Annotated in this window: 23 protein-coding genes; 15 read left to right on the top strand and 8 right to left on the bottom strand. The window is 61.3% G+C overall.

Annotated elements, in window-relative coordinates:
* Positions 1 to 5: 5 nt before the first annotated feature.
* On the bottom strand, positions 6 to 521 hold the full coding sequence (locus ACHFB9_RS07985) for a rhodanese-like domain-containing protein (RefSeq protein ID WP_417070924.1): 516 nt from the start codon (positions 519 to 521) through the stop codon (positions 6 to 8).
* A 378-nt stretch (positions 522 to 899) separates the two neighbouring features.
* Between ACHFB9_RS07985 and ACHFB9_RS07980 the strand changes: the two genes are divergently transcribed.
* Together ACHFB9_RS07980 and ACHFB9_RS07975 are read left to right on the top strand one after the other, a co-directional pair.
* Positions 900 to 1,274, top strand: a complete 375-nt coding sequence (locus tag ACHFB9_RS07980) for a hypothetical protein (protein WP_417070922.1) — start codon at positions 900 to 902, stop codon at positions 1,272 to 1,274.
* Positions 1,219 to 2,463 carry a hypothetical protein gene (locus tag ACHFB9_RS07975; protein ID WP_417070920.1) on the top strand — a complete coding sequence of 415 codons (1,245 nt, stop codon included), beginning with the start codon at positions 1,219 to 1,221 and terminating at the stop codon, positions 2,461 to 2,463. The genes ACHFB9_RS07980 and ACHFB9_RS07975 overlap by 56 nt, the downstream gene beginning before the upstream one ends.
* A 1-nt stretch (position 2,464) precedes the next feature.
* Here the strand turns inward: ACHFB9_RS07975 and ACHFB9_RS07970 are convergent, their stop codons facing one another.
* Entirely contained in the window at positions 2,465 to 2,977 is a 513-nt protein-coding gene (locus ACHFB9_RS07970) for an O-acetyl-ADP-ribose deacetylase (protein WP_417070918.1), read from the bottom strand.
* A gap of 247 nt (positions 2,978 to 3,224) precedes the next feature.
* On the opposite strand from ACHFB9_RS07970, the gene ACHFB9_RS07965 reads away from it, so the two are divergent.
* The 13 genes from ACHFB9_RS07965 (at position 3,225) to ACHFB9_RS07905 (ending at position 15,896) form a co-directional block, all read left to right on the top strand.
* Complete coding sequence (locus ACHFB9_RS07965; protein ID WP_417070916.1) at positions 3,225 to 4,349, top strand: FIST signal transduction protein; 1,125 nt, start codon at positions 3,225 to 3,227, stop codon at positions 4,347 to 4,349.
* Between the two features lie 3 nt (positions 4,350 to 4,352).
* Positions 4,353 to 4,742 (top strand): hypothetical protein, encoded by a 390-nt coding sequence (locus ACHFB9_RS07960; protein WP_417070914.1) that lies wholly within the window; start codon positions 4,353 to 4,355, stop codon positions 4,740 to 4,742.
* Positions 4,743 to 4,883: 141 nt separating this feature from the next.
* Positions 4,884 to 5,885: a galactose-1-epimerase gene (locus tag ACHFB9_RS07955; protein ID WP_417070912.1), complete on the top strand. Its 1,002-nt coding sequence runs from the start codon at positions 4,884 to 4,886 to the stop codon at positions 5,883 to 5,885.
* Between the two features lie 115 nt (positions 5,886 to 6,000).
* Entirely contained in the window at positions 6,001 to 7,149 is a 1,149-nt protein-coding gene (locus ACHFB9_RS07950) for a response regulator (RefSeq protein WP_417070911.1), read from the top strand.
* The gene (locus ACHFB9_RS07945) at positions 7,146 to 7,310 is read left to right on the top strand and encodes a hypothetical protein (RefSeq protein WP_417070909.1); all 165 of its coding nucleotides are present in this window, start codon (positions 7,146 to 7,148) and stop codon (positions 7,308 to 7,310) included. The genes ACHFB9_RS07950 and ACHFB9_RS07945 overlap by 4 nt, the downstream gene beginning before the upstream one ends.
* Positions 7,303 to 8,166: an HDOD domain-containing protein gene (locus ACHFB9_RS07940; RefSeq protein WP_417070907.1), complete on the top strand. Its 864-nt coding sequence runs from the start codon at positions 7,303 to 7,305 to the stop codon at positions 8,164 to 8,166. Before ACHFB9_RS07945 ends, ACHFB9_RS07940 begins: the two co-directional genes overlap by 8 nt.
* The gene (locus tag ACHFB9_RS07935) at positions 8,163 to 9,986 is read left to right on the top strand and encodes an ATP-binding protein (protein ID WP_417070905.1); all 1,824 of its coding nucleotides are present in this window, start codon (positions 8,163 to 8,165) and stop codon (positions 9,984 to 9,986) included. Before ACHFB9_RS07940 ends, ACHFB9_RS07935 begins: the two co-directional genes overlap by 4 nt.
* A 54-nt stretch (positions 9,987 to 10,040) precedes the next feature.
* Positions 10,041 to 11,138 (top strand): ATP-binding protein, encoded by a 1,098-nt coding sequence (locus tag ACHFB9_RS07930; RefSeq protein ID WP_417070903.1) that lies wholly within the window; start codon positions 10,041 to 10,043, stop codon positions 11,136 to 11,138.
* Positions 11,131 to 12,426: an HD domain-containing phosphohydrolase gene (locus tag ACHFB9_RS07925; RefSeq protein ID WP_417070901.1), complete on the top strand. Its 1,296-nt coding sequence runs from the start codon at positions 11,131 to 11,133 to the stop codon at positions 12,424 to 12,426. The genes ACHFB9_RS07930 and ACHFB9_RS07925 overlap by 8 nt, the downstream gene beginning before the upstream one ends.
* Positions 12,423 to 12,965: a response regulator gene (locus ACHFB9_RS07920; RefSeq protein ID WP_417070900.1), complete on the top strand. Its 543-nt coding sequence runs from the start codon at positions 12,423 to 12,425 to the stop codon at positions 12,963 to 12,965. Before ACHFB9_RS07925 ends, ACHFB9_RS07920 begins: the two co-directional genes overlap by 4 nt.
* 111 nt (positions 12,966 to 13,076) lie before the next feature.
* Positions 13,077 to 14,438, top strand: a complete 1,362-nt coding sequence (locus tag ACHFB9_RS07915) for a hypothetical protein (protein ID WP_417070898.1) — start codon at positions 13,077 to 13,079, stop codon at positions 14,436 to 14,438.
* A gap of 133 nt (positions 14,439 to 14,571) precedes the next feature.
* Complete coding sequence (locus tag ACHFB9_RS07910) at positions 14,572 to 14,733, top strand: hypothetical protein (RefSeq protein ID WP_417070896.1); 162 nt, start codon at positions 14,572 to 14,574, stop codon at positions 14,731 to 14,733.
* A gap of 32 nt (positions 14,734 to 14,765) precedes the next feature.
* Positions 14,766 to 15,896: a sodium ion-translocating decarboxylase subunit beta gene (locus ACHFB9_RS07905; protein ID WP_417070894.1), complete on the top strand. Its 1,131-nt coding sequence runs from the start codon at positions 14,766 to 14,768 to the stop codon at positions 15,894 to 15,896.
* Between the two features lie 80 nt (positions 15,897 to 15,976).
* Here ACHFB9_RS07905 and ACHFB9_RS07900 read toward each other — a convergent pair whose 3' ends face one another.
* From ACHFB9_RS07900 to ACHFB9_RS07875, 6 genes are all read right to left on the bottom strand, one after another.
* The gene (locus ACHFB9_RS07900; protein WP_417070893.1) at positions 15,977 to 17,176 is read right to left on the bottom strand and encodes a hypothetical protein; all 1,200 of its coding nucleotides are present in this window, start codon (positions 17,174 to 17,176) and stop codon (positions 15,977 to 15,979) included.
* Between the two features lie 274 nt (positions 17,177 to 17,450).
* Positions 17,451 to 17,885 (bottom strand): ExbD/TolR family protein, encoded by a 435-nt coding sequence (locus tag ACHFB9_RS07895; RefSeq protein WP_417070891.1) that lies wholly within the window; start codon positions 17,883 to 17,885, stop codon positions 17,451 to 17,453.
* A gap of 14 nt (positions 17,886 to 17,899) precedes the next feature.
* The gene (locus ACHFB9_RS07890; RefSeq protein WP_417070889.1) at positions 17,900 to 18,337 is read right to left on the bottom strand and encodes an ExbD/TolR family protein; all 438 of its coding nucleotides are present in this window, start codon (positions 18,335 to 18,337) and stop codon (positions 17,900 to 17,902) included.
* A gap of 3 nt (positions 18,338 to 18,340) precedes the next feature.
* Entirely contained in the window at positions 18,341 to 19,120 is a 780-nt protein-coding gene (locus ACHFB9_RS07885) for a MotA/TolQ/ExbB proton channel family protein (RefSeq protein WP_417070887.1), read from the bottom strand.
* Between the two features lie 53 nt (positions 19,121 to 19,173).
* A complete protein-coding gene (locus ACHFB9_RS07880; RefSeq protein WP_417070885.1) occupies positions 19,174 to 19,839 on the bottom strand; it encodes an energy transducer TonB in 666 nt (221 codons plus the stop codon).
* 303 nt (positions 19,840 to 20,142) lie between these two features.
* Positions 20,143 to 22,920 carry a TonB-dependent receptor plug domain-containing protein gene (locus tag ACHFB9_RS07875; protein WP_417070884.1) on the bottom strand — a complete coding sequence of 926 codons (2,778 nt, stop codon included), beginning with the start codon at positions 22,918 to 22,920 and terminating at the stop codon, positions 20,143 to 20,145.
* Positions 22,921 to 23,206 lie beyond the last annotated feature (286 nt).

The following is a 23,206-nucleotide window of genomic DNA, read 5'->3' as shown; positions in this document are numbered from 1 at the left end:
AGCACTCAGTCCTGCACCCAGGGCAGACCGTGCCGACGCCACCCCCCCAGACCACCCCGATGGAGCGCCTCGTCGCGATCCCCCTCGAAACCTTCGAGGACATTGAAAACATCGTTGAATCCGGCCTTTGCCGCCGTCTCGCCGGCCGCGGCCGAGCGCTTGCCGCTGCGGCACAGCAGCAGCACGAGAGCCTCCTTGCCGCCGACCTTCGCTTCGAGCTCGCGGACGAAGCGCGGGTTGCGGATCAGCGAAGTGCCGGTCTGCCACGCGACATGCAGGGTTTCCGGAACATGACCGACGAACTTGCGTTCCTCGGCCGTGCGGACATCGACCAGCTTCGCCACCCCGGCCGAGAACAGCTGCCAGGCTTCCTGCGGCGTCACGCCTCCGGCGAAAGGCAGGTCGGCGCCCCGCTCGCGGGCACGTTCGAGAATCGATTGAAGTTCCGGGGTAAGGCCGGGGGTGGCGGGCTCTTGTCCGTCAAAATCCTCGGCCTGCGTTTGCTGGGCCAGCGCGGTCATTGAAAATCCTTTCGTCCTGGGATTGACGCTTAAAGCCGTCATTCACGATGGGCAGAGGATAGGGGGACACGCGGGCGAACTGAACGACCGATTTCTCACTTTCATATTCCTGAAGCTGCTATGGAGCGCACGCCCCCGCCGCATCAAGCGATTCCGGAAGACTCAACGCCAAAAGCATTTCGATATAACCAGGCAGGCAGCCAGACTTGCGCCCCCCTGTCGTCGCCACCGGTTGACGCGCCACAAGCCCCAGACTATTCATAGTGCATTGCAACCCACACGCACAACTCCGGCTATAGCAGATACGGATTCGTAACCGGAATCGCGAAGAGAAACGGGAGGCGCATGCACTCCAGCGCGCCATCTTCGACGGATTGGATGATCCGCATTCTTGCGGTAAGCCTTGTCCTGGCTTGTACGGGCTGTACCGTGATCCATGTGATCGGCGATCACGGCAATGTGACAACCCACTACTGGCCGGGCATCGCCTACATCCAGGTCACACCCCACCCTATCCCCTTGTACTTGCACCAGAGAACGCTCGGGCTGTCACTTACGAACCACTCATGGGCGATCGGTTTCGACCAGCTTGAACTGGTCTCCGTGCGCCGCGATGAGCTGAAATCCTGCCTTCTGATTTCAATGAGCGACACCTTCCCGGGTCGAGACTTCTCCTTTCAGTTAAAGGAGCCTGAACATGTCTGCAAACCTGAAATCCACCTTCCGCGATCCTGGCCGAATTCTGATCACTGAAACCTTACTGATCGCTCTCGCGATTGCCGGCTGCGTCCCTCTGCAGCAGGCACCTCTAGTATATTCATCGGCACAACTTATTGGCGCACGCGTTGGCATCAACCCAACTCAAGCCGACACAGCCGAAGTAGTCGTTGGAGTAAAAATCGTCGATGCAGCCTATGCACCTGTCGCCGTAGCAAGACACGAATTCAATGACTACCTCAAGTCAAATAGTCGATCAGGAATATCTGACGACCTATTTAAAATTCACGAAATTTACGGGCAGTACGGAAACCAAAAAACCGTCGAAACCATAAGAACACTAAGCAACGAGGAACGGGACGATCTTAAAGAATACCTTCTACAAGCAACAAATCTAAATATTTTAGAAAAAAACCTAGAGTCCCAAAAGGAAACCATAAAAAAAATTGAGCATCAACGAGAAAGCACTAAAACACTTATAGCAAACCTGAAAGAGGTAAAAGAAAAGCCATGCCAAGATGCAATCAGCGAAATCGAAACAAAGCGAATTTCAGAACTAATCGCCATCTCCAACAACTGCCTCAAGACCCCCGGAATTGACACAACGAGCGAATCTTTCCTTAAATTAAGCGCAGCAAAAGAACTCATCGAGCAACCAACTCAAACAGACGACCCGACAATAACCGACCTAACCAATGCAGAGAACATCAAAAAAGAGGAACTTAGCACCACAAAATCAAATAAAGCAAAACAAGAAACAGAGCTACGACTAAAAGAAGAACGCGTAAAAAGATCACTGGACAAAATATCAGGAATAGAAAAACGCGATGCAATATCCGTCTACGGATCATTCAACTCAGACACGACAGCCAGCACAGGAACTCCACTTCAAACAAACTCCGGACAACAAACCAGCCAAACAACACAAAAAGATAAAAACAAAGGAATCACACTCACGATAGGAAAAGTCTTTTCAACTGGCGTTGCCGCTCAAAACCTGTCTGAGGCACAAAAAGTTCTTGCCAGCGCAGCACCACTCAATAGCTGCATTCAAGCATTACCTGCCATGTTGAACTACAACACCCCAGGGAAAGACGAATACAAGAAACTTCCAGATACAGAAAAGGCAAAAGAAGACAATAAACGTAACGAATTAATCAAAACATACCTGAGTTCCTGCGGCGAGATGGCCGCAAAAATATTTGACGACAAGAAAGGAAAATAGCTCAGACCGCAGCGAGCAGCGTCTCGTAGATCGCCTCGTCGTCGGGATCGAAGCAGCAGAAGATCACGTCCTCGACGCTGCCCGGTTCCTCAGTCGCGGCGGCGACCGCGGCGATCGCGATCTTCGCGGCGTCGGCGAAGGGGAAGCCGTAGGTGCCGGTGCTGATCGCCGGAAACGCGATCGAGGTGAAGTGTGAGGTGTTCGCGATCTCGATGCAGCGCCGGTAGCAGCGCGCGAGCTCGTCGCCCTCGCCGCAGCCCCCGCCGCGCCAGACCGGGCCGACCGTGTGCAGGACATGGCGGGCGGGCAGGCGAAAGCCTGGGGTCAGCTTCGCATCACCGACCTGGCAGCCGCCCAGTTTGCGACAGGCCTCGAGCAGCTCAGGACCTGCGGCGCGGTGGATCGCGCCATCGACACCGCCTCCGCCAAGCAGAGACTTGTTGGCCGCGTTAACGATCGCATCGACGGCAAGAGTCGTAATATCCGCGCAGAGCGCGCGCAACAGCGCTGTCATCGTCAGTCTCCTGTAAATCCGGATGGAGAAGATCCCGAACCGCATCCTAAACCGGACTACGATCAGGAGCGGGAATCAGGCTCAAGAACGCTTGGATCGCGACGTTATTTTGACCAGTGGCGTAAATCCAGGAAAGGATTGCGATGGATGCGGACAGCGATGCTTGGACGGCAGCCTCCACCTCGGAAGGAAGCGGCACGGAACGATCCCGCCTCGCCCCCCATCCCGAAAAGGCGCTCGCCCTGCCATGAAAGTTGAACAGCACCTGCTCGATCGCGCCGCGCCCCTGCACAACACGCGGCTCGCCGATGCCCAGCTTGTCTTGGTCTTCGGCAGCGCGCCGCTGCTCGCCCAAGCCCCGCTAGAGTCATGGCGAGCGCTGTGGCCCAAGGCCTTCTTTGTTGGCTGCGGGAGCTCAGGGGAAATCTACAACGAGCGCGTTCATGAGCAACACCTGACCTTGACCGCGGTCGAGCTGGAACGCTCGCACCTCGCCTTTGCCCGCGCCGCGGCCACCTCGGGGGATGACGGCAGAGCCTGCGGCGCGAGCCTGGGTCTCGCCCTGCCTCCCGAAGAACTCAGACACGTCTTCGTGCTCTGTGACGGATTGCGCTGCAACCCCAGCGCCCTACTCCATGGGCTTACCGACACACTTCCCGAAGGCGTCACGATCAGCGGCGGGCTGGCCAGCAATGAACTCACGTTTTCTCAAACCCCGATCCTCGCCAACAGCCTCCCGGACGATCACTGCGCCGTCGCGGTCGGTTTTTACGGCGAGGCGCTGAAGATAGGCCAGGGCACTCAGAGCGGTTGGGACGGTTTCGGCCCCGACCGTCTGGTCACCCGCGCGAGGGGCAATACCCTCTATGAGCTGGACGGCGAATCGGCGCTGAAGCTCTATCAACGCTATCTGGGGGAACAGGCCGGAGCCCTTCCCGCCAGCGCGCAACGCTATCCGCTGGCCCAGCTCGCCGCGAGTCCCTGGGGTGCGCACCTGACGCGCAACATCCTGTCCTTCAATGCCCAGGAAGGCAGCTTTCAGCTGTGCGGCAGCATCGCCGAGGGAAGTTCGGTCAGAATGCTCAGGGCCGTCCCCGAACATCTGATCCGGGCCGCGCACAATGCTGCGGTCGATAGCCAGCTGACGGGAAGCCGCACGCCTGCTCTGGCGATCGTCGTGTCAGGGATAGGCCGGCGTTTGACTCTGGGCCTGCGCGCCGAAGAAGAGCTTGAGGAAATCCGGCGAACACTGGGTGCTCAAATGGCCGCAAGCGGTTTTTACAGTTACGCGCAGCTGGCTCCGCTCTCCAGCAACATGGCCTGCGAGGTTCATGGCCAGTCGATCAGCATTACCAGTTTCGATGAGGTCTGATCCATGCATCCTCTGCTGACGCGCCAGATCAAACGCTATCTGGGTGAAACCGATCGACTCAAGCTCGAACTGCAGTGCTTCATCAACGCGGTCGAGCAGAGCTATCGTCAGTTCGAAGAGGACGCCCAGTTCAATGAACGCGCGCTCGAACTCGTCTCGATCGAGCTCAACGAGCGCAATGCCCGCCTCCGCCAGACCGAGCATGACAGCGCCGGGCCGGGCAAACCCGGCAAGGACGCGCTGGGCCGCATCAAGGCCAGGCTTCATGCGCTCCAGAGCCTGCTCGCAGCCCCCCCCTCGCCCGCACGGGACGAAGACCTCGCAGCCGGAATACGCGAAGTCCTGGCCGAAATCGAAAAACTCGGACAATCCCCCGTTCCGCCCGAGCCCTAAGCTCCCCCTGACTGATCAGTGCAGAAACTGAGCGCTGGCGTCCATTCTGCGCCTGCGCATCGTGACGATCTCCGAATTAGAATGAGCGGGCACGCGCTCCCCCGGGATGGCGCGAAGCCTAAAAACAGACACGGAGACATCATGAGCACGACCCCGCCCCGCATTTTCACCCTGAGCAATGCTCGCGGCCTTGAGATCCGCCTGATGGACCAGGGCGCGACCTGGCTTTCCTGCCTCGTTCCGCTCGCCGATGGCAGCCGACGTGAAGTGCTGCTCGGTTGCCGCACGCCCGAGGACTATCTGGTTCAGAAATCCTTTCTGGGCGCCACGATCGGTCGCTATGCGAACCGGATCGCGGGCTCGCGCTTCTCGCTCGACGGACAGGAGCACTCGCTGACCCCGAGCCAGGGCAAGCACTGCCTTCATGGCGGCCCGGACGGTTTCGACCGCCGCAGGTGGAGCGTAGGCGAGATCACCGCGGACAGCATCACCTTCACGCTGGACTCGCCGGCCGGCGATCAGGGCTTTCCGGGCCAGGCCAGGGTCAGCGCGCTCTACCGGCTCGAAGAGGACTCGGTCACGCTGGAGTACCGCGCCGAAGTCGACGCCCCCTGCCCGCTCAGCCTGACCAATCACGCCTATTTCAACCTCGACGGCGACGGCGACGTGCTGGGCCATTCGCTGCGTCTGGCCGCCTCCCGCTATCTTCCGGTCGATGCCGATCTGATCCCGCTCGCAGCGCCGGCTCCGGTCACGGGCACGAGCTTCGACTTCCTCAAGGCCCAAACGATCGGCAGCCGGCTGCTCGCCGACGAGCAACAGAAGATCGCGCGGGGTTACGACCACAGCTTCCTGCTCGACGAAGGGAGCCGGACGGGCTGCGAAGCGGCCGCCGAAGTGCGCTCGGCAGACACCCGCCTGTCGATGCGCCTCTTCACAGACCATCCGGCGCTGCAGTTCTACAGCGGCAACTACCTCGACGGCACTCCGGCGCGAGACGGATCCTATGGGCGCTACGCGGGTCTGGCCCTGGAACCGGGTTTTCCGCCCGACGCGCCGAACCGGGCCGCTGCCGAAGCCTGCATCCTTCGCCCCGGAACTGTCTATCGCCACTTCATCCGCTTCCAGTTCCTCGCGGAATAAGCCCCGGGACGACTTGCCTCCCGCGAAATCCTCAAGGATTCACCGCCCCTGACGTTAAGCCTTGGTAGTGGAAGATCTTCATGCTGGGCGGGGCGAACAACGCGGGGGCAAGCGTATGGAAGCGTACCGGGAGATTCTATCCACCGCCACGGCGGTGATCACCGAAGACGGCACCACGCTCTGGAGTTCTCCAGCTTGGCAGAACGTCATTCACAGTGCTCATGGCTGGAGCAGGCCCGGCGAAGCCGAATCCGCGCTGAGCCTTCCGGAATTCCTTGAACAGTGCCATGGCCCGGATCTGAATCCGGGTCTGCACGCCATCTCCGTCGAAAACGCGCATCTGGATCCGCGCCGCTGGACTCTTTCCCTTCACCCTCTGCCCGAGGTCAGCACGGGACTCAAAGTTGCCGAGCTCAGACCTGAATTCGAAGCGGACGCTTCACCCAGCGTCGACGCACAGACCGAAACCGGAACCCTGCTGCTGGTCGACGACGAGCCGAACATCCTCAGCGCCTTGCGTCGATCCTTGCGGCGCAGCGGACACCGCATCCTGACCGCGGGCAGCGGCGCGGAAGGGCTGGAAATTCTCGAGCGCGAGGCGGTCGACATCATCATCTCCGACCAGCGCATGCCGAACATGACCGGCGTTGAATTCCTGCGCCGCGCGAGGCAGCGCTGGCCACAGACGGTAAGAATCTCGCTGTCCGGATATACGGATCTGAGCTCGATATCGGACGCAATCAATGAAGGCGCTGTCTTCAAGTTCATCACGAAACCCTGGGACGACACGGCGCTTCAGGCGACGATCAAGGAAGCCTTCACGCGCAAGCAGAGCGCCGACCAGACTCGCCGCTTGCAGAAGGCGTTGACCCAGGCGAACGAGGAACAGATCCGTGTCAATGCCCGCCTGACCGCGTTGCTGGCCGAGCGCGAAAGCCAGATGGCAACCGGTCAGGCCATCCTGGAAGCAACGCACGCCGTCTTCTCGGCCCTGCCCGTCCCGGTGCTCGGAATCGACAACGAAGGCATGATCGTGATCGTCAATGATGCGGCGGAACAGTTACTCGGTCCTGGCTTGATGGGGGCACAGAGTTCGGAGTGCCTGCCCTCCGGACTCACTGAGGTATTGAAATGCGACGACTTTCAATGTGTCGAACTCACGCACAGCGGAAGGCAGTTCCGGGTGCTGTGCCGGTCGATCGGCCATGGCGCAGCAGCCAACGGCAGAGTGCTGACTCTTCTCGAAATGGACAGCCCATCATGACCGATGCAACAGAGATCAGGAGACCGGATGCCGAGCTTGCCGACCTCGAGGCGATCCGTCAGAACCTGCTGAGCCGGTTTGGCACACAACAGGATCTGCCCGCGGCCAGCCTGATCATCGAGGCGGTTCTCGAAGCCTTCAGGGAGCTTCGCGATGACTGAGAAGTCCGCAGCGGAGGGCCCCCAGTTTGAGCGCATCCGCGCACTGCCAGCGCTGTCATCAGTCATTGCCGAGCTGATCGTATCGATCGACGATGAAGATGTGAGTCTGACCCGCCTCGTCCGTCTGATCGAACGCGATCAGGCGATCGTCAGCCAGACCCTGCGTCTGGCCAACTCCCCGTTCTTCGGTATGCGCGGCAAGATCGGAACGGTCCGCGACGCGCTGACCGTGATCGGCTTTTGCGGTCTGCGCTCGATGGTGCTCGCCTCCGAACTGCGTCAGCGTCTCGCCATCAACCCTGTTCACGGCTTCGAGACCGACGCTTTCTGGAACCACGCTTACGAGACCGCCGTTGCTGCACGCGCACTGTGCAAGGGGTCACCCGCACTGGCTGACAAGGCCTTCCTCGCAGGACTGTTGCACGACCTGGGCAAGATCGCCTGCCTGTCGCTGACCCCGGAGGATGCTGCCGCAATCATTGCATACAGCAAACGGGAGCACTGCGACTGGAGCCAGGCCGAGACCGCTCTGGGCCTGCCCACGCACACCGAGCTGGGTGCAGCTCTGGCCCGCCACTGGCATTTCCCGGAGACATTGAGCCAGGCAATCGCCAGCCACCACCCACCTGTCAGACACGACCAGACCCTGACCCTGATCGTCCACGTGGCCGACATTCTGGCCTGCGCGATGGCTTTCGTTGTCGACGGCGAAAGCATGATTGCGCCGATCGATCCGATGGCTTGGCGGGAACTGGCGGCTGACCCCGAAGAGCTCTCCCGGGCCACTCATGCGATCAGAGAGGTTCAGATCCGTGGCGGGAGGAATCCGGAAGCGAGCAGGAGGTCTGACGCATGACCCCATCTCCCCGCCCACTCTTTCTCCCGGAAGAGACACTCGATCGCCTCGGAATCGGAGCGGTCGTCCTCCACGGCCGCGTGATCGTTCGCGCCAACCAGGCTTGCCTGAGCTTGCTCGACGTTGCGCCAACGCCCCCACTGGTCGGCCGGATTTTTGCATCTCTTCTGCCTCAGACTGAACAACAGTCTTGGGAAGAGTGGCTCACCGCAATCAAGGATGACCCGGTCAGCACTCCAGCGATCACACTGAGCCTGGGCAATGCCGCCGACGGCAGCTCTCGCAAGCTTCGCGCGAGCGCGGCGATCCTCGAAGGCTGGCCAGTCAGCACGCGGCTGATCACATTGCAGGAGGTTGTGATCCATGGCAGCGACGTTCCCGCGGCGCTGACCGAAATGCGCCGGACCCTGCGCGGCCTGCTCGACGGCAACCCCGTGCCCAGCTTCCTGCTCGACGCCGACCATGTCGTGATCCACTGGAACAAGGCCTGCGAAGCGATCAGCGGAGCGCCAGCCAGTGCGATGGTCGGCACCCGCAACCCGGGCCGGGTCTTCTACAAGGATCAGCCAGACCATCCCGTGCTCGCCGACCTCGTCATCGACGGCCGGGACATCGAGGAAGCGCGGAAGATTTACGGCGCGACGGTCCGCCTCTCGCCGGTGATCGCGGACGGAATCGAGGGCGAATCGTATTTCAGCAGCATAGGGGGGCAGGAGCGCTGGATCTGGTTCACGGCCTCGCCGATCCGCAATGCCCAGTCGCGCATCATCGGCGCGACCCAGACGATGGTGGACATCACCTCGGTCAAACGCGCCGAAGTGGCTTTGCGCCATCAACAGAGCGAGCTCGAAAGCCTGGTGAAGGCGCGCACCGCCCAGCTCGAAGCGACCAAACAGGCGCTCGAAGCGGACATCACGCGCCGCGAGCAGGTCGAGAGTGAGCTGCGCCAGCACTATGCCGAAGTGACTGACCTGAACACCAAACTCAAGGACACCCAGCAGCAGCTCGTGCAGAGCGAAAAGCTCGCGTCGATCGGCCAGCTCGCGGCCGGCGTCGCGCACGAGATCAACAATCCGATCGGCTATGTGCATTCGAACCTCGGCTCGCTTGAACAATACCTGAGCGATCTTTTCTCGCTGCTCGACGCCTACGTCGATGCAGAGGCAGCCACCCCGGAGTCAATCGCGCAAGCCCGCGCGCTGCGCCAAAAAATGGATCTGAACTTCCTGCGCGAGGACATCCCGTCGCTGCTTGGCGAGTGCCGGGAAGGCGTCACGCGGGTGCGCAAGATCGTCCAGGATCTGAAGGATTTCTCCCGCGTCGACTCCAGCCAGGAATGGCAGTTCTCGGATCTGCACCAGGGTCTCGACTCGACGCTGAACATCGCATTCAACGAGATCAAGTACCGGGCGGATGTCGAAAAGGAATACGGGGAGCTGCCCCAGGTCGAATGCCTGCCCTCTCAGCTCAACCAGGTCTTCATGAACCTGATGGTCAACGCCGCCCATGCGATGGGCGAGATGCGCGGGAAGATCACGCTGCGCACCGGTATCTGCGTTGATGCCCAGAGCGTCTGGGTCGAGATCGCCGACAACGGCTCGGGCATCCCGGCCGAAATCCGCGACCGCATCTTCGACCCCTTCTTCACGACCAAGCCGATCGGCAAGGGAACCGGGCTGGGACTCTCGCTCGCCTACGGCATCATCAAGAAGCACAACGGTCGCATCGAGCTGGACAGCGAACCGGGGCGCGGCAGCACTTTTCGGATCATCCTGCCCGTCCATCATGCCGCCAGCTCACCCGAAGAGGTGAAGCAATGAAAACAACGCTGTGCACTTCACGTCAGCCCGCTGGCGCCTGAGGAGCTTCGCACCATGCATCCGCTGCTGACCCATCAGATCGAAAAGCACCTCCAGGAGGGGGATCTGCGCCAGCCCAGGCTACAGACCTTTCTGAATGCGGTGGAACAGAGCTACCGCCACTTCGAGGAGGATGCGCAGCTCAACGAACGCGCGATCGAGCAGATCAACCAGGAGCTCAATGAGCGCAATGCGGCGCTGCGCCTCGAACTGCAGAGCCACCGCCAGACCGAAGCCGAGCTGCTCAGGGAAAAAGCCGAGCAAGCGAATCTGATCCAGGAAGTCGAGCAGGCCCACAACCGGCTGCTGCTCTCCGAAAAACTCGCGTCGATCGGTCAGCTCGCTGCGGGCGTCGCGCACGAGATCAACAATCCGATCGGCTATGTGTATTCGAACATCGGCTCGCTCAGCAACTACGTCAAGGATCTGATCCGCCTGCTCGACGCCCATATCGAACACAGCGCCGGGCTGCCCGAGAACGAACGCAGCGAGCTCGCAGCGCTGGCACAAGAGATCGATTACGACTATCTGCGCGAGGACATCACATCGCTGACTCGGGAATCCACCGAGGGGATAGAGCGGGTACGCAAGATCGTTCAGGATCTGAAGGATTTCTCGCGCACCGACAGCAACGAGGAATGGCAGTGGGCAGATCTGCATCACGGCATCGAATCGACGCTGAACATCGTCAACAACGAGATCAAATACCGGGCCGACGTGATCCGCGAGTTCGGCGAACTGCCACAGATCGAATGCCTGCCCTCCCAGCTCAATCAGGTATTCATGAACCTGCTGGTCAATGCCGCCCATGCGATGAGGGAGGATCGCCGGGGCACGATCCGGGTGTGCACGGGAAGTGACGAGAAGTCGGTCTGGGTCGAAATCGCCGACAATGGATGCGGAATTCCTGAGGGAATCCGCGACCGCATCTTCGACCCTTTCTATACGACCAAACCGATCGGCAAGGGCACAGGTTTGGGACTCTCGCTCGCCTACGGGATCATCCGCAAACACGACGGTCAGATCGAGGTCACGAGCCAGGAAGGCCTGGGCAGCACTTTCCGCGTCTCGCTGCCCATCCACCATCACCACGAGGAGCCCCACGATGCCTGAAAGTGCAGCGTCCGCTCCGTTCAACATCCTCTGCGTCGACGACGAACCGAACATCCTCTCGGCGCTGAGGCGGGCATTGCGCCCGGGCGGCTATCAGGTTCGGGTTGCGACGAGCGGCACAGAAGCTCTAGAAGTGCTCGCACAGGAGGCCATCGATCTGGTTATCTCGGACATGCGGATGCCGAACATGGACGGCGCCCAGTTCCTCGCCGCCGTGCGGCAGCGCCACCCCGACGTGATCCGCATCCTGCTGACCGGCTATGCCGACATGAGCTCGACGATAGACGCGATCAACCGCGGCGAGATCTATCGCTATCTGTCCAAGCCCTGGGACGACGGAGAGATCCTCGAAGTGCTCGCCTCGGCGCTCGAACGCAAGTCGCTGGAGCGGGAAAAGGCCCGCCTCGAAGCGCTGACTCGGACCCAGAACGAAGAGCTCAAAACGCTCAACGCCTCGCTCGAAGACAAGGTTCGCGAACGCACGGCTGAGCTGGCTCAGGCCAATGAGCGGCTCAAATGCAACTTTCTGACTTCGGTGCAGATCTTTGCGAGCCTGATCGAGATGCGCCATCCCGCGCTTGCCGGTCATTCCCGGCGGGTTGCCGCGACCGCGCGCAAGATCGCCCAGAAGATGGGCATGAACGGCCGCGAGACCCAGGATGTCTTCGTAGCGGGTCTGCTCCACGACATCGGCAAAATTGGTTTGAGCGACGATTTGATCACGACGCCGGTCAACCGGATGAGCGGCGACAAACTCGGCGCCTGGCGCAAGCATGCAAGCCAAGGCCAAACCTCGCTGATGGCACTCGAAGATCTGCGCGAGGTCGCCCGTCTGGTCCGGCTCCATCACGAGCGCTTCGACGGACAGGGTTTCCCCGATGGCCTCTCGGGCATGGAGATCCCGCTCGGCGCACGCATCCTCGCTGCCGCGAACGATCTGGATTCTTTTGAATTGGGACTGATCACCGGCACCCGCCATTCGGCGGACGATGCGCTGAAGCTGATCCTCAGCGGCCGCGGCTCACGCTACGATCCCGCCGTCGTCGCCGCGCTCGCCGAGCAGATGCACGCACCTGTCCGCGAAGCGGTGGACGAAATCCATATCAGCCCGAACAAGCTCGTCCCGGGCATGGTGCTCGCCCGCGACCTGATCGGGCGTGACGGAGTTCTGTTGCTGACGACCGACTATCTGATCGATGAAAGCTTGGTTCGCCAGATCCGCGATTACGAAGAAAAAGAGGACTTTCGCCTGAGTCTCTACGTTCGGAGCGACCGGAGGGGATCATGAACAGACTGATGATGGTTGATGACGAAGAGAACGTGTTGCGTGCGCTGCGCCGCGTTCTCGAACGCGCGCCAGAGCTCGCTCCGCTGGAGTTCGAATGCTTCACCGATCCCCGAGCCGCGATGGCCCGGCTCACCGAAGCGCCCTTCGATGTCGTGATGTCCGACTTCCGGATGCCCGATGCGGACGGAGTCAGCGTACTCAGCCATGCGCTCGCCGAGCAGCCGGACTGCGTGCGCCTGATCCTGTCGGCGCAGGCCGACATGGGCGCCCTCGTCCGCGCGATCAACGACGCCAGGATCCACCGCTTCCTGCCCAAGCCCTGGGATGAAGACACGCTCATCGGTGCGCTCGCGGAGGCTTTCAGACACCACGCAGAACAGATCGAAGAGCGCCGTTTCGCTGACGCCCAGCGCCTGCAATCGGGTGTAATCAGCGCCGAAGAAGAAGCGCGCCGCGAACTCGAGCGTCAAACGCCCGGGATCACCCGCGTCAAATGGGGGCCAAATGGCGAAGTATTGCTCGACGACGATCCGGACTGAGCCCGGGAGGGGGACTTGATCTCGCAGGGCGGTAGGCGGATGCTCGCGTCTGGCTCATCTCCGGCCCGTCGCGGCAAGCGCGGGCACCTCCCTTTCAAAAGCAGACACCTTATGTCTTTGCCCCCTCAAGCAGATTCCGAAACTTTTTCGTCGTCCCGAGTCCATGAAGTCCTCTTCAACCATCAGGCCCAGACTCTGATCGCGATCGCCGCGACTCTGGCGGCACTGTTCTGGTGGGCCGCGAACCTCGCTCCTTCATGGATCGCGCTGCCCGCCAAGCTCGTTTCGCTGACCTTCGCCCTCTGTGGCGCCGCGGCGGCCGGCCTCAGCCTGAACGCACAGGCCAGGCGCGGCACGCCGGAGAGCCGCCGCGACACGATCATGCGCTGCCGCAAGGCTCTTCCCTCCGTGTTCGGCGTCGCGCTGCCCCTGGCCGCAACAGCAATCCTGGTCATCGTCGCCTGCGGCATCCTGCTCGCGCTCTGCCGCCTGCCCTACGTCGGGGCGGGGCTATTCGCGGTCGGCATTCCGGCGATGGCGGTTCTGATCGCCGCGACAGTGCTCGTTCTGGGCGTCTGGTGGTTAATCGCGGCAGCTGCGACCTGGAGCGGGCTGGACGCAATCGCCGCCCACTGCGCAGCGCTGGCCTTGCTGCGCGGTTGCCGCCGCGCGCTCCTCACCCGGCTCGCCGAAAATCTCGGCCGCGCGCTAACCGTCGCCGCTCTGCTTGCGCTCGCGCTAGGCCTCGCTTTCGCGCTGCTCGTCTCCCTGGTTCTCGGCGCGCTGGGCGGTTTTGCGGGAAGCGGCTTTCTGAACCTGCATGCGGCGACGCCAGCCGCGTTGCATGGTGCGGTTCTGGGACTGGATGTCGTCGCCGCGGTGCTGCTGGCCGAACTCTCGTTGTTGCCGACGATGGCCGGCGTGTTGACCTGGAACGAGTTCTCGCCCCGCCTCGACCGCCTCGCGGTGCAGCGCGATGCGGACGCGATCCGCTCCGCACTGCACCTGGCCAGGCTGCCCGTTCCGCTCGCCGACCCTGCGCTCGACAACGAAACGCCGCCTATTTCTGAAGCGGATCAGCTCACCGGGCTCAAGCCAGGGCTCGATAAACTGCCCGCCGTTCTCGGCGAGGTGCGCGCAGTTCCGCTCTCGGCGCTCTTCCTCGGAGTGCTCGCTGCGCTGATCGCAGTCGGCGCGGGAGCCTGGCTGATGCTCTCAGGAGGCACCCCCGAAACGCTTCCCGAGCCCGCTCCGGCCCAGTCGACGGCGCCCGTCGCCCAGTCCGCTCCGCTGGCCTCCACGCCGTTGCCCACGAGTTCGGAACCCGTGCTGCGCCTCGTGACGCCGCCCAAGCCGCGACCCAAGCCGGCCCAGAGCGAAGCACAGAGCGACGAAGCCTCTTCCGCCGACCCCGCAGCCAGTCCGGACACCTCGGCGAAGGAAGCTCCGCACACGTCAGACGAGGCTCACTGAGCGGCCCGCCTGATCCACCGCAAAAACGCTGTTCGCCGCGGCCCGACGCGGCGGGCGTTGGATCATAGTAAAGCCTGTGTTCGCCCAACGATGATGCAGCGGGCGAGACTGCAAACCCGTAAAGGAGGACGGCATGAAGATTCCGGACACTCTGGAAGGCGCGCTGATCCTGAGCCTGATCGACTTCTTGCTCAGCTTCGTCGTGATCGCCGGGATTGGCGCGGTGCTCTCGCTCTTCCCGCTGCTGAACCGCCTCGGTCGGCTCGATGACCGGGATCTGCGCAAGGGCGAGTAAGCCCCCCGCTTCAATAAACCACGGAGCTGAGCATGATCGAGCAGTCATTCTCCTTCATTCAGGCATTGCTGCAGCAGACCGGCCTGGCCCAACTCTGGTGGGGCAACGTGGTCATGATCGCGGTCGGGATAACGATGATCTATCTGGCGATCGCGAAGCGCTACGAGCCCTTTCTGCTGCTCGGAATCGGCTTCTCGTGCATCGTCGCCAATGTTCCGGGCTCGGACCTGATCCAGCCCGGCGGCCTCTTCGACTATGCGTACAAGGGCGTCTCGCTGCTGATCATCCCGCCACTGATCTTTCTCGGCGTCGGCGCGATGACCGATTTTGGTCCGATGATCGCGAACCCGAAACTGGTGATCCTCGGCGCCGGAGCCCACCTAGGTATCTTCGTCGCGCTGATCGGCGCGAAGCTGATCGGTTTCACACTCAACGAAGCGGGCGCGATCGGCATCATCGGCGGCGCGGACGGACCGATGGCGATCTTCGTGACGATGAAGCTCGCCCCTCACCTGCTGCCGCAGATCTCGGTCGCCGCCTACTCCTACATGGCCTTGATGCCGCTGATCCAGCCTCCGGTGATGAAGCTGCTGACGACCAAGGAAGAGCGGCAGATCAGCATGGCTCAGCTGCGCAAGGTCAGCCGCCTGGAGAAGATCGCTTTCCCGATCGTCATCGCGGTCATCGTCAATATGTTCTTCCCGCCGGTCGCCCCGCTGATCACGATGCTGATGTTGGGCAACCTGCTCAAGGAAGTGCTGATCGTCGAGCGGCTCGCAAAGACGATGGGCAATGTGCTGCTCGACGTGATCACGGTGACGCTGACGGTTGCAATCGGCTCGACGATGGTCGCGCAGAGTTTCCTGAGCTTCAAAACGCTCGAGATCATCCTGCTGGGCCTCGTTGCCTTCGTCTTCGGAACGGGCTCGGGCGTGCTGACCGCAAAGCTGATGAACCTGTTCCTGAAGGACAAGATCAATCCGCTGATCGGCTCAGCCGGCATCGCTTCGGTGCCTATCGCTGCCCGCGTCTCGCACATGGTCGCGGTCAAGGAGAACCCGGCGAACCTGTTGATCTACCATGCGATGGGTCCCAACCTCGCCGGAGTCTTCGGTACCGCGATCTCGGGCGGAATCATGCTCGCGCTGCTGGGCGTGGTCTGACGCAAAAAGCCCGTCCAGAGAGACGGGCTTTTTGAATGAAATATTGGCCGGCCGTGCTCAGCCGGCCGCGTGCGAACTCATCACCTGGCTGCTGAAAGGTACAGGATCCAGAGCTCAGCCAACGCCGCAGCGCCTTCGTTCGTGGCCGGGACAGCGCGGAAAGCGGTGATCGCCTGAGCCGGCTTGCCGGCCAGATGATACGCATAGCCCAGACGCAGCCTCGCGTCGTCGAGCTGACGGATACCCCCCTTCTTGAGCCCAGCCTCCATCATCGAGAGGCCCTTGTCAGCCTGGCCGTGGATGACGTAGTTGAAACCGGCGTTGAAGAGCGGATTGCCGTCCTTCGCACTGGCCAGTCTCGCATCGTCGGTTCCAAGCAGTTTGTTGTCCTCTGCAACGTTCTTCGCAACCGCGTCGCGCAGCTTGCGATGACGGCTTGCATCCGCCCCCTGGCCCAGCAGCTTCTCCGCATAGCCCTTGTCGAGGAAGCTCTTCGCTTCGAGCGGATAGCCTTGCTGCAGCGCGATCTGCGCAGCGGCCTCATAGGCGCCGGCCTGCTTGAGCGTTCCGACCGCGTCCTGCAGACGCAGGTAGTCGAGGTAGAGCCGGTCGCTCGCGGTATTCATGCCGCTCTTGTGGCTCAGCGACTGGATCAGCACCGGCCAGTAGGCCTTGCTCGGGTAGGCGAGCGCGAGCTTCTTCAGCGTGGCGAGGTAGCCCGCGTTATCCCCCTGCTTCAGCGAGCACTGGGCCAGGATCTTGAGCTGATCCTCGGCGGGCTTCTGCCCGGCCTGTTCCTGCGCCTGGATGTCGGCTGCCATCAGCTTCGCGCAGGCCGCATAGTCGCCAGACAGGAACAGCGACTGCACGAGCAGCGAGTGCAGTCCGGCGTCCTTGCCACCATCCTTCTCGTAGCGGGAAGCGCTGAGCGCCGCCTTCGCGTATTCCTTGGCCGCGTAGTACTGACCCGTCGCCGCAGCGATCAGCGGAAGTCTGTCGGCGGCGGGCGCTGCGGACGAATTCGCGGCCGCTTCGAGCGACTGCGCCGCGGCTACGCCATCGCCGGAAAGCGCCAGAGCCTGACCCTTGATCCGGTCAATCAGATAAGTCTCGAAAGGCGTGCGCGCGGCCACCGCTTCGGCTTCCTTGAGCTTGGCGAGCGCGTCGCCGGCCTGATTCGCCTTGAGCAGTTCGAGCGCCGCCTGGATGGGTTTCGCGACTTCCCCGCGAACCGAAGGCTTGGCCGGCGCGGCCTCTTCGGCCGCGAAGGACACGGCCATCGAGCTTCCCAACAGGGTAGCCAGCGCCACAAGGGTCAAAATTTTCCTGATCATCACTCACCTGTCGGGAGACAAAACGTAATCAAAATCCGGGATTCGCGTATCGATTCATCCCTGCGCCAGGGCAGGATCGAATCGAAACACGCCATCGCTGCGCGGCGCATTCTATCCGGGTCTTGCGCTGCATCCTTGCCGTCGCGGCAACGGTTTTCATGCGCTTACAAAAAAGAAAAGCGCAGCGGCCAGGCCGCTGCGCCATCTCTGCCTCGCGGCATCACTCCATGAACTGTTCGCTACCGACCAGTCCAATCTTCGTCACGCCAATCCGCTGGGCGGCGGCCATCACCATCGCAACCTTGTCGTACTTGGCCAGCTTGTGCGGGCGCAGGTGGACTTCCGGCTGTTCAGGCATGTCGGCGATCTGGGTCAGACGCGCTTCGACCGCAGTCCGATCGGCAAGCGTATCGCCGTTGAAGAAGATCGTTCCATTCTCATCGATGTCGATCTGCACAACCGGCGGCGGCGTCGTCGGCTTCGACGACGAGTTCACCGGCATGTTCAGCTTCGTCGCGTGCGTCTGGATCGGAATCGTGATGATCAGCATGATCAGCAGCACCAGCATCACGTCGATCAGAGGCGTCGTGTTCATCTCTGCGACGACTTCCGCATCGCGATCCATTCCGCCCGACGATCCAACACTCATTCCCATGTCGCTCTCCTTACTCAGTTACCCGCGACACCGCCCGCAGGCGGTTCGGTAATGAATCCGACCTTGACGATCCCGGCGCGCTGGCAAGCCAGCACAACCCTGCCAACGTACTCGTAGTTCGCACTCTGGTCACCGCGGATATGCACTTCCGGCTGCGGAGTCAGAACCGCAATCACCTTCAGCTTTTCGACCAAAGTCTTGTTGTCGGCGAGCTTCTGGGTGTTCCAGAACACGTCGCCCTTCGCGGTCACCGCGAGGTTGACGTTTTCCGGCTTGGTCTGCGTGACCTGATTCTTCTCTTTGGGCAGATCGAGGGTGATCGACTGGGTGACGACTGGGACCGTGATCAGGAAGATGATCAGCAGAACCAGCATCACGTCGACCAGCGGCGTCGTGTTGATCGCCGCTACGACCTCGTCTTCGTCACTCGACGAGGATACGGTCATTCCCATGATTTAGCCCCGAACCTTGTTCTGACCACCCGCCAGCAGAACCATGTGCAGTTCGCTGCTGAAGTGGCGGACGTGATCGACTGCCGCCTTGTTGCGACGAACCAGCCAGTTGTAGCCAAGCACGGCCGGAACGGCGACAGCCAGACCGATCGCGGTCATGATCAGCGATTCACCGACCGGGCCAGCGACCTTGTCGATCGAAGCCTGACCGGCGATACCGATCGAGGTCAGCGCGTGCAGGATGCCCCAGACCGTACCGAACAGACCGACGAAAGGCGCGGTCGAACCGACGGTCGCCAGGAAGGCCAGGCCACCCTGCAGGCGGGAACTGATCGTATCGTGGGCGCGTTGCAGCGACATACCGATCCACGAGCTCAGATCGACCGAGCTGGTCAGACCACCGTGATGATTGGCAGCCTTGAGGCCCTCTTCGGCGATGTAGCGGAAAGCGCTGTCGTCGTTGAGCTCCTTGATGCCCTCTTCAACAGACGGAGCGGCCCAGAACTTGCTGAGCACTTCACGGGCCTGCTTGAACAGCTTGGCCTGTTCGATCAGCTTGACGACGGCGATGTACCAAGTGCCCATCGACATGATCGCGAGGATGATCAGGGTCAGGTGGGACACGAAGTCGCCCTGCGTCCACAGAGCCTGAAGGCCATAGGGGTTATCGACTTCGGCGGTCGCCGGAGCCTGAGCGAAAGCGGTGCCGGAAAAGGCAGCGAAGGAGAGCAGACCAGTCGAAACAGCGACGTGGGCGCGGCGGATGGATTGGGTGAATTTCATTTCGGTATTCCGGTGTTAGTGATAATCAAAAAAATTGCGCCGCAACAAGCGCCTTACTCGTCATTAAGCGTCCAAACGTATTCGACTTTTTCCCAGGACTGCACGGGCTTGCCATCAACCGTTCCCGGCTTGAAGTGGCACAGCGCCAGAGCCTTGCGGGCCGCTTCGTCGAGACGACGCGAACCGCTGGAGCGATCGACCTTGCTGTCGACAACCACGCCCTCCGCATTGATCAGGAAGGCCAGACGCACAGTGCCGGTCTCTTCTGCCCGCTGCGAGGCCGCCGGGTAGGCCGGCTTCTCGCAGCTACTGGCCTTGATCACCGCGCTCGTCTTGACCGGAGCCGCAGGCGCCGCCGGAGCAGGAGGAGCCGTCGGAGCGGTCTTGGCGCCCATCGGAGCCGTTTCAGCCGGCTTGACGTTGGTCGTCGAGGTGATCGTGTTTTCCTGAGGCTGAGCCTGCACCTTGACCTCGGCCTTGGGCGCGAAGACAGGAGGAGGCGCAGCCTTGGTCTGAGGCTGGGGCGGAGGTGGCGGTTTGTCTTCGGGTGGAGGCTTGATCTCCTCGATGATCTTGGCCTCAAGGGGTTCCTTGAGTACCTCGACGACCTTGCGCCCCAGTCCATTGGCCAGTGCATAAAACAGCACGGCGTGGAAAACGACCACGACGATAAAACCCACCGACCTGCGGCCAGCAGCAGCGGGCTGGACATAACTCATGAAAAACCTCGGGTAAACGCTGAATTGATCGGAAACTAGGAAAACTCAAATGTTCGCAAGCGCTGCGAAGCCCGGCCACTGCGATCTGTTACTGACCATCGCAGGTTTCCGCTCATCCATAGAAAAGACGAGAAAGTAACACAGCCCGATCCCGTCCCAAATCTTGATCCAGCAGAAGCTTATTACTCGGCACACAGGCACAAACACACGCCATAACCCCCTGATATTTAATCACAAAGACACTAAATCAAAAAATCAAAAACGCGACAAAAACTTCAATCTGAAGCACTTCCGGACTCCGGCTCACAGAAATCGGTAGCTGGCGTTCAGATAACAGGTGCGCCCACGCGGATCGGAGATCTGCGGGTTATAGGCGACAATCTGCCCCGAACCGGCCGCGATCGCGAACGGAGGATTCTTGTCGAACAGGTTGGTGACCCCCCCCGCCAGCCGCAAGCCCTTGACCGGGGTCGACCAGGCGGTCTGCCAGTCGACCGGAAACCAGGCCTTGACACGGTGCGGAGCAGCGAAGAAACCATCCTGCAACCTGTTCCCGCTCGAATCCGTCACATCCAGATTGCCGAAGTTCTGCTCGTCATAGCCTGCCTTGTAGTTCAGGGTTAGCATGTGCTCAAAACTCCCGGTCGCCAGAGAAGTCCTCCAGACCCCCTGGACCCTCAGGGTCGGCCAACCGACAGCCGGATCCAACCGACCCAGACTGCTGTAGAACGGCCCACCCCTCTCCGTTTGCCGCTCATCGACCAGAGTCCAGGTCGCCGCGATCACGGAGCTCAAACGGCCAAGCGCCGTTCTGAGCGCGAAACGCAGATCGAAATCGACGCCGGCAACATTGCGATCACCGAGGTTGTCCTGGGGAAGCACGAACGCATATTGCAGCAGCCCAGTCAAAGGCGAGACATAGAGCGGACGGATATAGCCCTTGGCGATCGAATCATCCCAATCGCGAGCCAGCGCATATTCGGTCTTGCTTCCGAACTGATCGCGGATCCTGACGCGCCAGTAATCGGCCCCCAGCGAAGCCCATGAAGCCGGCTCAAAGCGAACCCCCGCCGTGTACTGCATGGACTTCTCAGGCCGCAGATCCGGATTTCCGGAAACATAGAGCGGGTATTCGGTCGCCCCTCCGGAAATACAGTAAGCGCTGCGCGAGTCGGTCGGCGCAAAAGGGCATGAATAGCGCCCCCCCGTCACCCCGTAGTACTGGGTCACACTCGACATCTGGGCCGGCTGAGGCGCATGAAAGCCGCTATTGACCGAAGCACGGAACATCAGGCTCGGCAGCGGATTCCAACGTGCACCGATCTTGAAATTGGTCGTATCTCCGAAATCCGAATAGCGGTCATAGCGAAGCGCGGCCGTCGTCTCGACCCCCTTGGCAAGCGGAACCAGAAATTCGCCAAACACCCCCCAGGCCGTGCGCGCCACATCGAACGGCGCATCGGTCGCATTGTCGGGAAACTCGCCACCCAGCTCCAAGCCCTGGGCGAGCAAGGAAGGCTCGTACTTGTTGCGCTCGCGATGGACATCGAACCCCGAGCCAAACTGAACACCGCCAGCCGGCAGCAGGAAGATCTCCCGCGAAGCCTGAAGCTGGAAGGAGTCGAGGTAGCTGGTTCCCAGTTTGTACTGGTAGCCGGCAGGCAACTTGGCCGCATCGAGCAGAGCCATCGCCTCAGGACTCTGCTGCCCCACCCCCACAAAGGGATTGATCAAACCCGAATTCATCGCCGTTGCCAGGCGCTCGTTGTAGAGATACCCCCCCTCGAGGGTTTCAACCCAGCGATTGACCGAATGAGCAACCGAAATCTCGTAATCCCAACCCGCAAAAAACCCTTTGAGCCCGGAGACGAGACGAGTCGCCTCCGAAATATCCTGCATCGTCCGCGAGCCGGCATCGACAATCCGCCAACTGGCAAGCACATCCACATCCGGCGGAACACCGTAAGGCTCAAGATACTGCGCATACAAGGAAGAACCCGCCTTGACGCTGACCACCCCCGGCGGTGGCGCGATACGCGTGACAAGTTCGTGCCGCGAGTACATTGCCTCGGCGAAGAAGCGGGCCCCCGCCCCCAAGCCGACAGCAAAACGGCTCAGCAGGCTATCGCGTGTCGCTTCAGGAATGATCTCGAGATCGGCCGGATAGATGTAGCGACAGACCTTCCCGGAGGCAATGGCATTGTTCGGGCAATCGCCATTAGCCAGCAGGTAGGGCGTGAAATCCCCCCAGCTCTGCGTGGCGGTTACCCCCCCCACAACCGCCCCCGGAGCACTCCGCGAGGAAGTCGTGTAGAGGCGGTAGCGATGACCGTCGGTCGAATCGAATTCGTAATACCCCCGGGAAGGCCAGGCAAAACCCGAACGATCGAGCGCCTTCAGCGATGCCCGGTCTTCATGGGAAGCCGTAAAAAGGACATTGAAACCATCGCTTTCCAACCCGCCATACCCAGCCGTGATCGAGGCCGTCTTTTCCCGGGCTCCGCCCCCCTCAGCCACCACAGTCCCAGCGGCAAGCTCAAGGCCGGCAAAATCCTGCCGGGTGATCAGATTGACAACGCCCGCCATCGCATCGGAGCCGTAGAGCGCTGAAGCACCATCAGTCAGCACCTCGATACGCTGTATCGCCGCGAGCGGAATCGACCCCAGATCGACGCCGGCACTTTCTCCAACCAGGGTCTGAGCCGCAAAACTCGCAACACGGCGACCGTTGATCAACACCAGGGTGCGGGTCGCGCCCAGACCATGCAAGGAGACGCTCGCAAAGCCCCCCGTACCCCCTCCCACCGCAGCCGCATCATTCGCAAAGCCCTGCACGAACGACAGCTTTTGCAGCAGATCAGCGAGCGAGGTAGCCCCCGACTTTCGAATATCCGCTTCCGTGATGAGCCGTACAGGAAGCGCGGACTCGGCATCGATGCGCCCGATAGCCGAACCAGTCACTTCGACCCGCTCAAGCCTTTGCTCATCGAGCTGAACCGCATGCACCGGCAAGCCCAGGACCATGGCTCCGCCGCAGGCCTGAAGCAAAGCTCGGCAAGCGGATCTGAACGCCATGGTCATTCGGCAACTCTCCTGAAAAGCGGCAATCCGGACCCCTCCGGTCACCGACGACGACCCTCCGGCGACAACTCACCAGAACCGGTCTGTATCCTTCTTTAGCGAGGACAACGCATTGTCGCGGCGCGACGGTGACGGTGTCAATCGCACGAAAACCCTCAAAAACCTTAAGCCACAAGGGTTTTTGCGCTTTTTACCCCATCCGTGACGCCCCACAACAGGGCATAGCGGCATTCTTCACGCAAAATCCATGCCACGCAACATATGCTTGAAACCATACAAGAAACCC

It is taken from the genome of Niveibacterium terrae (assembly GCF_048213115.1).
Lineage (GTDB): Bacteria > Pseudomonadota > Gammaproteobacteria > Burkholderiales > Rhodocyclaceae > Niveibacterium > Niveibacterium terrae.
This window is presented reverse-complemented; position numbering and strand designations above follow the sequence as displayed.